The 13,982-nt window shown below is 62.5% G+C and carries 12 protein-coding genes; 10 read left to right on the top strand and 2 right to left on the bottom strand.

Annotated features, from left to right (window positions below; all coding sequences use genetic code 11):
* Positions 1-44: 44 nt before the first annotated feature.
* From EVC45_RS10955 to EVC45_RS10945, 3 genes are all read left to right on the top strand, one after another.
* Positions 45-422, top strand: coding sequence for a hypothetical protein (locus EVC45_RS10955; RefSeq protein ID WP_129958012.1), 378 nt, complete (start codon positions 45-47; stop codon positions 420-422).
* 11 nt (positions 423-433) lie between these two features.
* Positions 434-649 (top strand): YMGG-like glycine zipper-containing protein, encoded by a 216-nt coding sequence (locus tag EVC45_RS10950; protein WP_129958011.1) that lies wholly within the window; start codon positions 434-436, stop codon positions 647-649.
* A gap of 472 nt (positions 650-1,121) precedes the next feature.
* A complete protein-coding gene (locus EVC45_RS10945; protein ID WP_129958010.1) occupies positions 1,122-2,687 on the top strand; it encodes a carboxylesterase in 1,566 nt (521 codons plus the stop codon).
* Positions 2,688-2,801: 114 nt separating this feature from the next.
* Here the strand turns inward: EVC45_RS10945 and EVC45_RS10940 are convergent, their stop codons facing one another.
* Positions 2,802-3,959 carry an endo-1,4-beta-xylanase gene (locus tag EVC45_RS10940; protein ID WP_248295088.1) on the bottom strand — a complete coding sequence of 386 codons (1,158 nt, stop codon included), beginning with the start codon at positions 3,957-3,959 and terminating at the stop codon, positions 2,802-2,804.
* Positions 3,960-4,327: 368 nt separating this feature from the next.
* A complete protein-coding gene (locus tag EVC45_RS10935; protein ID WP_129958008.1) occupies positions 4,328-4,636 on the bottom strand; it encodes a BON domain-containing protein in 309 nt (102 codons plus the stop codon).
* Positions 4,637-5,478: 842 nt separating this feature from the next.
* Here EVC45_RS10935 and EVC45_RS10930 point away from each other — a divergent pair.
* The 7 genes from EVC45_RS10930 (at position 5,479) to EVC45_RS10900 (ending at position 13,973) form a co-directional block, all read left to right on the top strand.
* On the top strand, positions 5,479-6,633 hold the full coding sequence (locus EVC45_RS10930; protein WP_129958007.1) for a porin: 1,155 nt from the start codon (positions 5,479-5,481) through the stop codon (positions 6,631-6,633).
* A gap of 166 nt (positions 6,634-6,799) precedes the next feature.
* Entirely contained in the window at positions 6,800-7,891 is a 1,092-nt protein-coding gene (locus EVC45_RS10925; RefSeq protein WP_129958006.1) for a LacI family DNA-binding transcriptional regulator, read from the top strand.
* A gap of 204 nt (positions 7,892-8,095) precedes the next feature.
* Positions 8,096-9,343 (top strand): ABC transporter substrate-binding protein, encoded by a 1,248-nt coding sequence (locus EVC45_RS10920; protein ID WP_129958005.1) that lies wholly within the window; start codon positions 8,096-8,098, stop codon positions 9,341-9,343.
* Between the two features lie 129 nt (positions 9,344-9,472).
* Positions 9,473-10,507 carry a carbohydrate ABC transporter permease gene (locus EVC45_RS10915; RefSeq protein WP_129958004.1) on the top strand — a complete coding sequence of 345 codons (1,035 nt, stop codon included), beginning with the start codon at positions 9,473-9,475 and terminating at the stop codon, positions 10,505-10,507.
* Positions 10,504-11,334: a carbohydrate ABC transporter permease gene (locus EVC45_RS10910; protein WP_129958003.1), complete on the top strand. Its 831-nt coding sequence runs from the start codon at positions 10,504-10,506 to the stop codon at positions 11,332-11,334. The genes EVC45_RS10915 and EVC45_RS10910 overlap by 4 nt, the downstream gene beginning before the upstream one ends.
* A 58-nt stretch (positions 11,335-11,392) precedes the next feature.
* Positions 11,393-12,730, top strand: coding sequence for a GH1 family beta-glucosidase (locus EVC45_RS10905; RefSeq protein ID WP_129958002.1), 1,338 nt, complete (start codon positions 11,393-11,395; stop codon positions 12,728-12,730).
* Between the two features lie 112 nt (positions 12,731-12,842).
* Entirely contained in the window at positions 12,843-13,973 is a 1,131-nt protein-coding gene (locus tag EVC45_RS10900; RefSeq protein ID WP_129958001.1) for an ABC transporter ATP-binding protein, read from the top strand.
* Positions 13,974-13,982: the final 9 nt, after the last annotated feature.

Genomic DNA, 13,982 nt, shown 5'->3' with positions numbered 1-13,982 from the left:
TCGCCGGCGGGCCGCTGGAGAACATAACTTCCCTGGAGTATGCGATGGCAATCAAACCACAATGGCGAACGCTGTTATCTCTGACTTTCCTGTCGCTGGCAATGATGGGCAACGTCGCGCGCGCGGAAAGCATTCCGATCGTCACGGGCCAGCAATGGACGCAGTCGACCGATGAGCAGAAGAAAGCGTATCTGGTCGGTATCTCGAACGTGATCGACATCGAGCGCGCCTATGCCGGCAACATGGCGAAGAGCACCGACATGGCGCAACGCTTCGGCAAGGGTATGCAGGGCCAGACGCTCGACAGCGTGCGTCAAGGCCTCGACAGCTACTACGCCGCCAATCCCACGATGATCCAGCACCCGGTGATCGAGACCCTCTGGTTTCAGATGGTCGTGCCCGGCCTGAAGAAAAATCAATAAGGAGAGCGATCATGAAACGACTTGGGTGGATCGTCAGTATTGGCGCGCTGGCCGCAATGATCGGTTGCACGGACATGAGCCCGCAGGCACAGGGAACGATGAGCGGCGCGGCAATCGGCGCGGGCGCGGGTGCGGGCATCGCGGCGATCTCGGGCGGCGACGCGTGGACCGGCGCGATCATCGGCGGCGCGGCGGGCGGCGTGGCCGGCAATATGCGCGGCCGTTAGTCATTGCCAGCAAGCAGGCAAAGCCGGGGCGCGACGTGGGTCGCGCCCCGGCTTTTCGTTACTGGACCGCATGGCCCGATCCGGACTTGATCAGGCATCTCATGGCCGTTGAGCAAAGCGTTTCCGGAAGCGTCGCAGAAGGACTGTTCTTGCATGGGGCTCGACTTCGTTCTCCGCGACGTCTCGAGCATTCCGTGTCATTTCCTTCACGTCGAACGTCAAATAGCGCGGCGAATGGGACGAAATCATTCGCACTGGCGATAGCGTGCCTCGTCGGCTTGTCATGCAAATCATCGGTTCATACAAGGGCCGTTGGCGATGCCGCGTCGCGCGCCCGGCCGACAAAGTTTGAACCGGTGATTAAAAGCCCTTAGGATATCCACACCGGAAGCCGTCGCGATGACGGCATGCGCACACCACGCAGAGAGCAGCCTGCGCGCGGTGCAACCTTCATCTCATCAAGAGAACACGAATGCTGCGCACGTCACTGAAGGTAATAAAGATAAGTGCATGGGTTCTGGTGCTGCTGGCGGTGCTCGCATTCGGGCTACGCGCGTGGTATTCGCAGCGCGGGCCGGAGCTGTCGGTATGGCACACCTATGTGCCACGCGAAATGACCGTCGAGGAAATGGACACCGCCGACTGGAACGCGTACATCAAGGCGGAAAACCGGATTTTCGAGGACGTGCGTGTCAATGTCGTCGAAAAGCTGCAGCGGTCCGAGCGCATTCCGGCGAACCGTTATTACGAGGGCTCGCCGATTTTTCCGTGGCATTTCGCCGAAAACTGGAATCACTCTTACATTCTCGAACCGTCGGGGCCACCCGTCGGCGCGGTCGTGCTGCTGCACGGCATGACGGATGCGCCGTACAGCATGCGGCATATCGCGCGTCGATATCGCGATCGCGGTTTCGTCGCGATAGGCATTCGCTTGCCGGGGCATGGCACGGTGCCGGCGGGGCTCGTCGACGTGCACTGGCAGGACTGGACCGCGGCCACGCGGCTCGCGGTGCGCGAAGCGCGCCGTCGCGTGGGGCCGGACAAGCCGATCGAACTGGTCGGGTTCTCGAACGGCGGCGCACTCGCGCTGCAATATGCGCTCGACGCGATCGAGAATCCCGCGCTTGCGCGTCCGACGCGCGTCGTGCTGATCTCGCCGATGATCGGCGTCACGCGTTACGCGCGCTTTGCCGGTCTCGCCGGATTGCCCGCGGTGCTGCCGCCGTTCGCGCGCGCCGCGTGGCTCGGCATCGTGCCGGAGTTCAATCCATTCAAGTACAACTCGTTTCCTGTGAATGGCGCGCGGCAGTCGTATCTGCTCACGAGCGTGATTCAGGAACAGATTGCGCGGCTCGAGCGCGAGAACCGGCTCGATACGTTACCGCCCATTCTGACGTTCCAATCGGTGACGGATTTCACGGTCAGCACGCCCGCGGTGATGTCGTCGCTCTATGACAAGCTGCCTGAGAACGGCAGCGAAGTCGTGCTGTTCGACGTGAACCGCAGCGTGCGTTTCAGGACCTTCCTGCGCGTCGCGTCGTACACGGCGCTGTCGCGGCTGCTACGCATCGGTCCGCAGAACTATCGCACGACGGTGATCGCCAACGTGTCGCCGGATTCGGCGCATACCGTCGAGCGCAGCGTTTATGCGGGCGAAGTGCAAACACGCGCCAAACCGCTGGATATCGACTATCCGCAGGACATTTTCTCGTTGTCGCACGTCGCGATTCCATTCCCGATCACCGACGCGCTGTACGGCATCGCGCCCGACGATTCGGAAAACTTCAACGAGAACCTCGGCACGCTCGCGCCGCGCGGCGAACGCGGCACGCTGATTCTGACGCTCGATTCGATGTTCCGCATCGCGTCGAATCCGTTCTTCCCGTATCTGCTGCAGCGTATCGACGAAGGCATCGGCAAGATGCCGCCGCCGGTCGTCAAGTCACCGCCGCGCACACATGAAACCGCGGACGGTCAGCCCGACGATTTCGCCGAGGATCTGAACGCGCTCGAGCAGGTCGGCTCGGACGAGCCTTGACATGCGGATGGTTTGAATCGAGCTGACGGCAATTGCTCTGCCGGTTTCACGAGATGTGACCAGATGGCCCGCAGCTTACCGCGGGCCATTTACTTTTCGGCTCGAAGATCGACGTTACGGTTGATACGACGAATCGACGATCGCCCACAGTGCCGCTTTCGGCCTCAGGTTCGCATCGAACAGCAACGGCAGGTTGTTGCGTGGCACCGGCGTCGAAGTCAGCCACGTGTGCTTGTCCGTGTAGCCCCAGAACGTCACCGCCTTGATGCTCGACTCCTGCTCGAACAGAGCGAACACCGCGCGATAACGCTCGGCCTGCGCGCGCATGATGTCGTTCGACACCGAATGGCCGAGGTCCGGCAGACATGCGTGCGGATTGCTCCAGCATTCACCGCGATCGGTGTAGAGGCTCACGTCGAGTTCGGTCACCTGGTTTTCGAGGCCTAGCGCGGCGACGTCGTCGAATGCCTGCTTGATGTTCGGCAGCGGCGGCCAGTTCACGCTGATGTGCATCTGATGGCCGACACCATCGATCGGCACGCCCTGCGCGCGCAAATCGCGGATCACCGCGAGCAGTTTCGCGCGCTTGCGCGGATCGTCGGTGCTGTACTCGTTGATATAGAGCTTCACGTTCGGGTCGGCCGCGCGCGCCGCGCGGAAGGCGATCGCGATGTAGTCCTTGCCGAGCGCCCGATACCACGGACTGTCTTCGCGATACACCTGATTCGGGTGGTCGCTGATCACTTCGTTGACCACGTCCCACGCATAGACCTTGCCCCGGAAGTGTGTGACGACGTCGGTTACATATCGATCGAGCCGCTTCGCGACGATGTCGTGATAGTGCGGATCTTTCGGATCGCCGGCGAAGAACCAGTCCGGCGCCTCGGTCCATTCGCCGGCCTTGAAGTGCCACACGAGCGTATGGCCGCGCATCGCAATGCCGTGCGCCTGCGCGAATGCGACGATCTCGTCGGCCGGCTCGAAGTTGTACTTGCCTTCCGCGACGCCGATCGTGCCCGGCTTCATCTTGTTCTCGGCGGTCAGGCTCGAGAACTGGGCGGCGATCAGCGCCGCGTCGGCGGGATTTTCGATCGAATCAGGTTCGATCGCCGCGCCGACCTTGAAGTGCGCGGCCATCACAGTGCGCAATGGCGGCAGCGCTTCAGCAGGCGCCGCGGCGAGCGGCGGCCCGTCATGAGCGGCGAGCGCCTGGTTGTGCGCGCAGCCCGTGATTCCTGCGAGTGTGCAAACGGCGACGGTTGCGCAGAGCATGCGCATCGAAGTCCTCAAAGGACGCACTGCGGGTCTCCTTGTGACGGAAAGCCGGTTCGGGTGGCTCTCTAACTTATCATAACGTTAGCGATAACAATTGCGATGGTAAGCAGCACCTGACAGCCCCGCTATGAGGGATTTACCTGACGTATCAACGAGACGGTGGAAAGTGAATGAGCGTCGGTTCGACCAACTCGACACGGCACGAGATGAAAGCGCTTTCAAACGGGGATTGCACTGAACGGACGCGCGGCTAATGGCGCGAAACGGAGTGCCAGTACTCAATCCCGACTGGCGAGGCGGGAAAACCGGATCTCTTCAACGCGCGGGTCTGCTTCAATCGTCCGCGCGACGATCCAGTTTGATTTTCAATGCCCGTTCAACGAGCCTCCGTCGGGCGAGAGCCGGTTGTCCACCGAGGTGACACCGGGCACCGACATCGCAGCCTGTTCAGCACGTGCGACATGGTCCCGCTCGGGCACAAATCCGAGCAGCATGATCTGCCCCGAGTGGGCAAACACAAACACGTGTGACATCCCGACGCCGCTGTGCGCCTCCGCGACCCGCACGCTATGGGCGAGTTGTTGGTCGGTAGCTTGCGAATCCTGCGCATAGGCCGCCGGCGCGATTGCGCCTGAAATCAGCAACGCGAGTGTAGAAACAAGGGCTGTTTTCACGATACCTCCTTAGAGTGCCAAGGTGTGCCGGCAAAATCCGCCGGCAAATCTTCCGGTCCTCGATGCGAGGTGTCGGAAGTGCGCTGGACAAAATCCTCTTTCCACTGCATGCGATCGCGGTGATCGCGGCTGCGCGGCGAGGTTTTGCCAGTCGGGGCGATGGGCGGTCGAGCCGTCGCCCGCAGATAAGTCCGCAAGGGCAGCGTGTTCGAGCGGGACGTCGCATGCGCGGCGTGGCGAGGAACAGCGAGAGCCGAGGGATGGGAGCTGGTTGGAGCGTTCGTGATGGAGCGCGAGAGCCAGACGGATGCACTGACAATCCCGCACTCAGCCGCCTACGCGACTGAGCCCGGCTCCTTGCCCGGCATCGTATGCATTGATGATAGTCGCTAATGTTCGCTACTGCTGGCGGCTCCGCCGCCAGTTCGTCAAGCCCAAACCGGCAACGCAAGCGAGTTGGGTCGTTGCAACTTCACAACATCAACCGCGAAATTTTTCTTGCATTCGGGCGTATTTTGCTTGTTAAGCAAGCGCTGAGCGACGCGCGAGACGAATCCCCGCATTGTTTCAGTGCATGAATTTAAACGCATTTCCGACGCTTGTGACCATCACGCAATGGTCACAAAGCAGGGTGCTACTGCGGGATCGGCCGGCGCGCAACTGTTATCGATAACAGCGTTTTCCCTGAGCCGTTAGTTCGATGCGCGGCGCAAGGTCATCCCTATAATCGCCTCGAAATGTGAAGCGAATGAGAAGCGAGCATTTCGGCAAGAGGGGAAACGTGTGAGAACGCGTGCGTCCTGTGCGGCTTGGAGACGCCAAAATATATATAGGATATCTAAATGAAGAAGAAGCTTATTGCTGTGTCGGTGATGGCAGCCGCTGCGACGGCGGCCCATGCGCAGAGCAGCGTCACGTTGTACGGCCGTATCGACAACGGCATCCAGTTTGAAACCGGCCTGCCGGGCGGCCACCAGTGGTCGGCTCAAAGCGGCGACTGGGGTTGTTCGTGGTTCGGCCTGATGGGCTCCGAAGATCTCGGCGGCGGTACGAAGACGGTCTTCCAGTTGGAAGGCCAGCTCAACACGATGACCGGCGCATCGGCCGGCAATCTGTTCGGCCGTCACGCCACGGTGGGCTTGACGAACGACCACTGGGGTCTGTTCAAGATCGGTAACCTCGGTGCCGGCGAACTGGCACAGGACAGCTGGGGTACCGATCCGCAGGTGATGCAGCGCTACGCGATCTCGACCCTGGTGCGCGGTCGTAACTGGACGAGCACCAGCAACGGCGCGGAGTACAACTCGCCGGTGCTGTTGGGCGGCCTCGTGCTGAAGGGCCAGTATTCGCTGACCAACAACACGAGCTGGAACTCGGCGCCTGTCAACTCGGCGGGCGTGCCGACCGGCCAGGGTCGTACGAACGCGGTCGAAGGTATCTATACGTGGGGCTCGGGCGATTTCCGGGTGATCTACGACGAAGTGCGCGGCGCCAACGGCTCATTCAACAACGTGTACTCGGCTTCACGCGATATTCTCGTCGGCGGCAGCTACATCATCGGTCCGGTCAAGCTGTACGCGGGCTACCAGCACCTGAGCGCGCCTGACGCGACCAACGCGAGCGTCGGTGTGACCGATGCGTCGCAGCCTCTCGGTGTGAGCGCGCCGACCAGCGTGAACCACGAATGGTTCGGCGCCGCATGGCAGGTCAATGCCCCCGTGTTGCTGACGGCTGCGGTCTATCACGCGAACGCGAACAACGGCAACGGCAACGCGACCCTGTTCACGCTCGCCGGGACGTACGCGCTGTCGAAGCGCACGTTCCTGTACACGGAAGCCGGCTATGTGCACAACAGCTCGACGTCGAACCTGAACCTCGGCAACGGGCCGTACGGCAACAACAACTTCGATCCGGTGACGGGCACGTCGTCGAACAGCAACCCGAACTATGGTCACAGCCAGACTGGTGTCTTCGCCGGGATCATGCATTCGTTCTGAGTTGAGGTTGCCTGATCAGCAATCGTAGTGATCTCTTTGTTTCAAGGACTGTTTCTTTCTCTTTCATAGAGAGGCCGGTGCGACGCCTCCTCCACCCTCGTCGCATCGGCTGCTTTTTCATTTTCATATCTGAAAGCGCTTTCATAACAGGATTCAGGCAGAACTCATGACCCACGACGGCTCAAACGATAAACCCGGCGCGCCCAAGGTACCCCACGTACCCGCTGCGCCCAACGTGACGCTCGAAGCCATCGCGCGCGCGGCCGGTGTTTCTCCGAGCACCGTGTCGCGGATCCTGAACGGTTCTGCGCGCGTGCTTCCCGCCAAGCAGCAGGCGGTGCAAGAGGCAATCGCGCGTTTCAACTATCGGCCCAACGTGCTCGCGCGCGGTCTCGCGAGCGGCCGGACCGAAACGATCGGCGTACTGACGCAGGCGGTGTCGAGCCCGTTCTACGCCGAGTGGCTGCGCGGTATCGAAGAGTCGCTGTCCGAGCCGGGCTTTACGCCGATCTTCGTGAGCAGCCGCTGGAACGTCGCCGACGAAAAGGCGCGCCTCGAGCAGTTCATCTCACGGCGTGTCGACGGAATCATCCTGCTGCACGCGCAACTCGATGAGCCGACCTTGACCGACTATTCGCGCCACGCGCCGATGCTGGTGCTCGGCCGTTCAGTCCAGAACAGCGCGACGCTCGCGGGCCTGCCGATCGACAACATGCAGGGTGCGCGCGACGCGACGCGTCATCTGATCGAGCAGGGTCATCGCGAGATCGCGTTCATCGCCGGGCCGGCGAGTCACGAGGATGCGATCGAGCGCCTTGTCGGCTACCGGACCGCGCTCGAAGAGGCGGGCATCGGCTTCGATGACGATCTCGTCGAGCAGGGCGATTACCTCGAAACGGGCGGCGTCGCCGCCATGGAGCGGCTGATGGCGCGCCATCCGTCGTTCAGCGCGGTGTTCTGCGCGAACGATCAGACCGCGTACGGCGCGCGCCTCGCGATGTTCCGCCGCGGCGTGAGGGTGCCGGACGACGTGTCGCTGGTTGGCTTCGACGATCTGCCGACTTCGTCGTACATGACGCCGCCTTTGACGACGGTCCGCCAGCCGACTTATGAAATTGGCCGACTCGCCGCGCAAGGCATCGTGCAGATGATCCGCAAGCAGTCGATCGCGCTCAGCCCGATTCCGCTCACGCTCGTGACGCGCGAAACCACGCGGCGAATCACGCCGCCGGTCAAGCGGGGCGATACGCGTACGTAGTGGGGCTTTTTTTTGGCGTTGGCGTGAAAGCGCTTTCAGCCAACGGCAGTCCGGCAGAAATGCAGCAGCAAATTCAGCACCAAGTAAGTAGCACCAAGTAAGCAGCACCAAGCAAAGCAGCAACAAAGACAACAGGGGAAGTAGGTCGCAGCAACCGGTTATTCATCGAATGCAATTCAAACAGGGTTCTTTAGGAGACGAGTAATGAAATTCCGCTTTTCAGGCTCTGCCGCCGCCGTTCTGCTCAGCCTGGCCGCAGTCGGCGCGCACGCCAACACCACGTTGACCGTCGCGGTCTTTCCGAAGCTGGATCAGGAAATCAAGGACGCGCTTCCGGCGTGGAAGAAGCTGCATCCGGACGTCGACATCAAGGTGTCGTCGCTCGCGATCGGGGATCACCACAATGCAATGACGACGGCGCTCGCGACGAGCTCCGATCTGCCGGACGTGATGGCGGTCGAGGTCGGCTTTATCGGCCGCTTCGCGGCGGGCGGCGGTCTCGAGGACCTGTCGAAGCCGCCGTATAGCGCGGGCCAGTACAAGAGCCAGTTCATCAACTACACGTTCGCGCAAGCGACCACGCAGGATGGCACGATCGTCGGCATGCCGGCCGATATCGGTCCGGGCACGCTGTTCTATCGCAAGGACATTCTCGACAAGGCGGGCGTCACCGAAGCCGATCTGACCAAGTCGTGGGACTCGTATCTGGCCTCCGGCGTGAAGATCAAGAAGGCGACGGGCGCATACCTGATGGCGTCGTCGCGCGATATCGAGGACATCTATATTCGCGCCGACCTGAAGGAAGGCGATGGCGTGTACTTCGACAAGGCCGGCAACCCGATCGTCACGTCGCCGCGCTTCGTGAAGGCGTTCGAGCTCGCGAAGAAAGCACGCGACCTCGGTCTCGACGCGAAGATCTCGCCGTGGTCGAACGAATGGGCCGAGAGCTTCAAGCGCGGCACCGTCGCGACGCAGATGATGGGCGCGTGGCTCGGCGGCCACCTGTCGTCGTGGATCGCACCGGACACGAAGGGTCTGTGGCGCGCGGCCAATCTGCCGAACAACGCGTACGCCTCGTTCGGCGGCACGTTCTGGTCGATTCCGGCGAAAGCGACGCAAAAGCCGATGTCGTGGGAATTCATCAAGTTCCTGACGACGCGCAAGGACACGCAGCTCGCATCGTTCCGTTCGATCGATGCATTCCCGTCCCTGCTCTCCGCGCAGAACGATTCGTTCTTCGCCGAGCCGGTGTCGTTCCTCGGCGACGAGAAGGCGCGTCTGATCTGGCGTGATGCGGCTTCGCACATCCCGGCGATCCAGCGCAGCAAGTATGACCAGGTCGCAGAGGAAGCGGTGCACTCGGCGCTCGACAAGGTCGTCGACGATGGCGCGGACGTGCATGCCGCGCTGCAGGAAGCGCAGGACCAGATCGCACATCGGGTCCGCCGTTAAGCGGTATCGATGCAAGGTCGCGGCACGCTGCATGCCGCGACCGATGTGTGTCGCAGTGCGCTGCAAGTCTGCTGCAAACAGCGTGGCCGGTCATCGATCCCGGCCACGCCCGACTGGACGGAACTATTGATGAACACTCCGCTGCCCACGACCGAAGAGGTCGCCCGCGATGCGCGCGCGAGCGATGTGCTGAGCTCGCCCACGCCGTTCGCCGCGCCTCGCAAAACGTCGCGGCTCGACCCGGTGAAGGTCGCGCCCTACCTGTTTCTCGGCCCGTTTTTCCTGCTGTTCGCGCTCTTTATGGCGTTCCCGCTGCTGTTTTCGCTGTTCCTGTCGTTCCAGAGCTGGGACGCAACGGCGGGTCTCGCGAGCATGAAGTGGGTGGGTCTGTCGAACTTCACGTTCACGCTGACCGACCCGTGGTACTGGAAGTCGCTGTACAACACCGCGTCGATGGCGATCATGTCCGGCGTGCCGCAGCATCTGGTGGCGCTGCCGCTCGCGTTCTTCCTGCAAACCGCGTTTCGCCGCTGGCGCAACCTGATGGTCGGCCTGTACTTCCTGCCGTTCATCACGTCGAGCGTCGCGATCGCGCTGATTTTCTCGTCGCTGTATTCGACCGACTTCGGCATGATCAACCTCGCGATCGCCGAGATCGGCAAGCTGCCCGGCTTGCACTGGCTCGTCCCCGCGCATCCGATCGAGTGGCTGTATAACCCGAAAAACGTCAAGCCGGCCGTGTCGGTGGTGATCTTCTGGCGCTATGTCGGCTGGAACACGGTGCTGTATCTGTCGGCGCTGCAAACCATTCCGAAGGACCTGTACGAAGCCGCGCGCATCGACGGCGCGAACGGCTGGCAACAGTTCACCCGCATCACGATTCCGCTGATCAAGCCGATGATTTTCTTCGCGGTCACGCTGTCGATCATCGGTGGGCTGCAGCTGTTCGAAGAGCCCTTCATCCTGCTGCCGAACGAAGGCATGGGTACCAGCCAGTCCGGCCTGACGACGGCCGTCTATATGTATCGCACCGCATTCCACGACGGCGATTTCGGCACCGCGAGCTCGATCGCATGGCTGCTGTTCATCTCGATCGGCGCGTTGATGTGGTTGAACACGCGGATCTTTCACCGCAGCGGCATGAACGAGGAGACACAGCGATGAAATCGTCGAACAACAAGGGCCGTTATATCGGTTATGCGGTCGTGGTGGCCGGCGCGCTGCTGATGTTCTCGCCGTTCTACTTCATGTTCGTGTTCGCGACCCACACGAGCTCCGAGATCTTCTCGATGCCGCCCCCGCTGTGGTTCGGCAGCGCGTTTCTCGACAACATGGCCTCGCTGATGCGGCACATCCCGTTCTGGCGCAATCTCGGCTGGAGCTTCTATACGGCCGCGATGCAAACCGTGCTGACGCTGCTCGTCACGTCGATGGCCGGCTACGCGTTCGCGATGTACGAGTTCCGCTTCAAGAAGACGCTGTTCGCGATCGCGCTGACCGCGATGCTGGTGCCGCCGTTCCTCAGCATGATTCCGACCTTCATGACGATGAACCTGCTCGGCTGGATCGATCAGCCGCGCGCACTGTACGTACCCGGCGCGGCCGCTGCGCTCGGCGTGTTCCTGATGCGCCAGTACGTCGCGTCGGCGATTCCGTCCGAGCTGATCGAGGCTGCGCGCATCGACGGCTGCGGCGAATTCCGCATCTACTGGAGCATCGTGATGCCGCTGCTGGGACCGGCGCTGGGCACACTTGGGCTGATCAGCTTCATTCAGGCGTGGAACAACTTTCTGTCGGCGCTCGTCGTGCTGCGTTCGCCGTCGATGTACACGCTGCCGCTCGCGCTGCGCATTCTGCAAAGCCCGACCAATTCGGATTGGGGCGCGGTGATGGCCGGCTCCGCGGTCGCGGTGCTGCCGCTGCTGGTGCTGTTCGCGTTCACTTCACGGCGTTTGATCGACGGTCTGACGACCGGCGCGGTCAAGGCCTGAGATTCCTCCAATCAATTTCACGCCCTCGCGGGCACGATCATTCAGGACAACATCATCTATGTCGACGTATCGATTCAACGAAGACTTCATCTGGGGCGTGGCCACCAGTTCCTACCAGATCGAAGGCGCAGCGCATGAGGACGGCCGCGGCCCGTCGATCTGGGACGCGTTCTGCAACGTGCCGGGCAAGGTCGTGAACGGCGAGAACGGCGACGTCGCATGCAATCACTATCACCTGCTCGAGGAAGATCTCGATCTGATGGCTGAACTCGGCGTCAAGGCGTATCGCTTTTCGATCGCGTGGCCGCGCGTGCAGCCGACTGGCCGCGGCGCATTCAACGACAAGGGTCTCGCGTTTTACGAGCGGCTCGTCGACGGTTTGCTCGAGCGCGACATCCAGCCGTTTGCGACGCTGTATCACTGGGACCTGCCGCTGTCGCTGCAGCACACCCAGAACGGCTGGGAAAACCGCGACACCGCTTATCGCTTCGCGGACTACGCACGCAAGATCGGCAGCGTGCTCGGCGATCGCGTCGCGTCGATCGCGACGCACAATGAGCCGTGGTGCACCGCGTGGCTCGGCAATGCAACCGGCTATTTCGCGCCGGGCAATGCCGATCTGAAGAAAGCCGCGCACGTCGCGCACCATCTGCTGCTGTCGCACGGCCTCGCGTTGCAGGCGCTGCGCGCCGATGGCGTGAAGGCGCCGCTCGGCATCGTGCTGAACCAGTCGCCGGCGGATGGCGCGACGGATTCGCCCGAAGACCAGGCCGCCGCGTCGCTTGAATACGCGAAGTTCGTGCGCTGGTACATGGACCCGCTGTTCAAGGGCGAGTATCCGGCCGAGGCGCTCGAATGGTATGGCGCGAACGGTCCGCAAGACGTGATCCTGAGCGGCGATTTCGACGTGATCGGCACGCCGATGGACTTCCTCGGCGTCAACTACTACACGCGGATCTTCGCGAGCGCATCGGGCGACAAGCGTCCGCCGGGCGCACTCGGCTTCACCGACATGGACTGGGAAGTCTATCCGCAAGGCTTCACCGAATTGCTGACGCGCATCAACGCCGACTACAAGCTGCCGCCGATCTACATCACCGAAAACGGCTGCGCGGCGAAGGACGTGCTCGCTAACGGCCGCGTGCACGACGCCGAGCGCGTGCGCTTCTACGACCTGCATCTGGCCGCGTTGGCGGACGCGGTGAAACAGGGTGTCGACGTGGCCGGCTATTTCGCCTGGAGCCTGATGGACAACTTCGAATGGGCGTCGGGATACGACAAGCGCTTCGGCATGGTCTACGTCGACTATGCGAGCCAGGAGCGCACGCTGAAGGACAGCGCGTTGTGGTATCGCGACGTGATCGCGCAACACGCCGGTGTCGCGCTCGCGCGCTGAGGCGCGCGACCGGCGGCGGGCGCACCGGACCTCGCGTGGCGCGACAGTAGTGGGGCAGTGGGATAGCGTCACGCGGGGTACTGCAAGTACAAGGATTGAGGAGGAGGCAACAATGGGCGAACTCGTATTGCGCAACGTCACGAAGACGTATGGCGAAGGACCGCAGGTCATCCAGGGGATCGATCTGCATATTCCGGACGGTCAGTTCACGGTGTTCGTGGGACCGTCGGGCTGCGGCAAATCGACGATGCTGCGGATGATCGCGGGGCTTGAGTCGGTAACCGGCGGCGACGTTCTGATCGACGGCGTCCGCGTCAACGATCTGCAGCCCGTGGACCGCGGCATCTCGATGGTGTTCCAGAGCTACGCGCTCTACCCGCACATGACGGTCGCGGACAACATGGGCTTTTCGCTGAAGCTGTCGGGCAAGTCGAAAGCGGAAGTGCGCGAGGCCGTCGGCCGTGCCGCCGAGATTCTGCAGATCACGCATCTGCTGGAGCGCAAGCCGAAGGCGCTGTCGGGCGGGCAGCGTCAGCGAGTCGCGATCGGACGGGCGATCGTGCGCAAGCCGCGCGTGTTCCTGTTCGACGAACCGCTGTCGAATCTCGATGCGGCGCTGCGCGTGCAGATGCGTATCGAACTCGCGAAGCTGCATCGCGAACTCGGCACGACGATGATCTACGTCACGCACGACCAGGTCGAGGCGATGACGCTCGGCCAGCAGATCGTCGTGTTCAACAAAGGCCGCATCGAGCAGACCGGCGCGCCGCTCGACCTGTATGAGCGGCCGGCGAACCGCTTCGTCGGCGGCTTCATCGGCTCGCCGCAGATGAACATGCTGGCCGCGACGCTGGTGTCGCGAAGCGATACCCACACGGAAGTGATGCTCGCCGGCGCGAGCCAGCGCATCGCACTGCCTGGCCGGTTGGAGAAGCCCGTCAGCGGCGAACTGACGCTCGGGGTGCGCGCCGAGCATCTGGGCATCGGCTCGCTCGACGAAGGTCTCGCCGCGCGTGTCGAACTGGTCGAACATCTGGGCGACGTGTCGCTGCTGCATGCGCGACTCGACGGGATGGCGCATGCGATCTCGCTGAAGCTCGATAAGAAGGATGCGCAGCACGCGGTCGGCGCGCGCGTCGGAATCAAGGTGGCGTCGTCGTCGGTCACGCTGTTCGATGCGAACGGCGCCGCGCTGAGCCTCGCGCGACCCGAAGTCGGCGAGGACGTCGGCGCGGTCGTTTGACAGGCCGAG

The organism is Paraburkholderia sp. UYCP14C (assembly GCF_004197395.1).
Lineage (GTDB): Bacteria > Pseudomonadota > Gammaproteobacteria > Burkholderiales > Burkholderiaceae > Paraburkholderia.
This window is presented reverse-complemented; position numbering and strand designations above follow the sequence as displayed.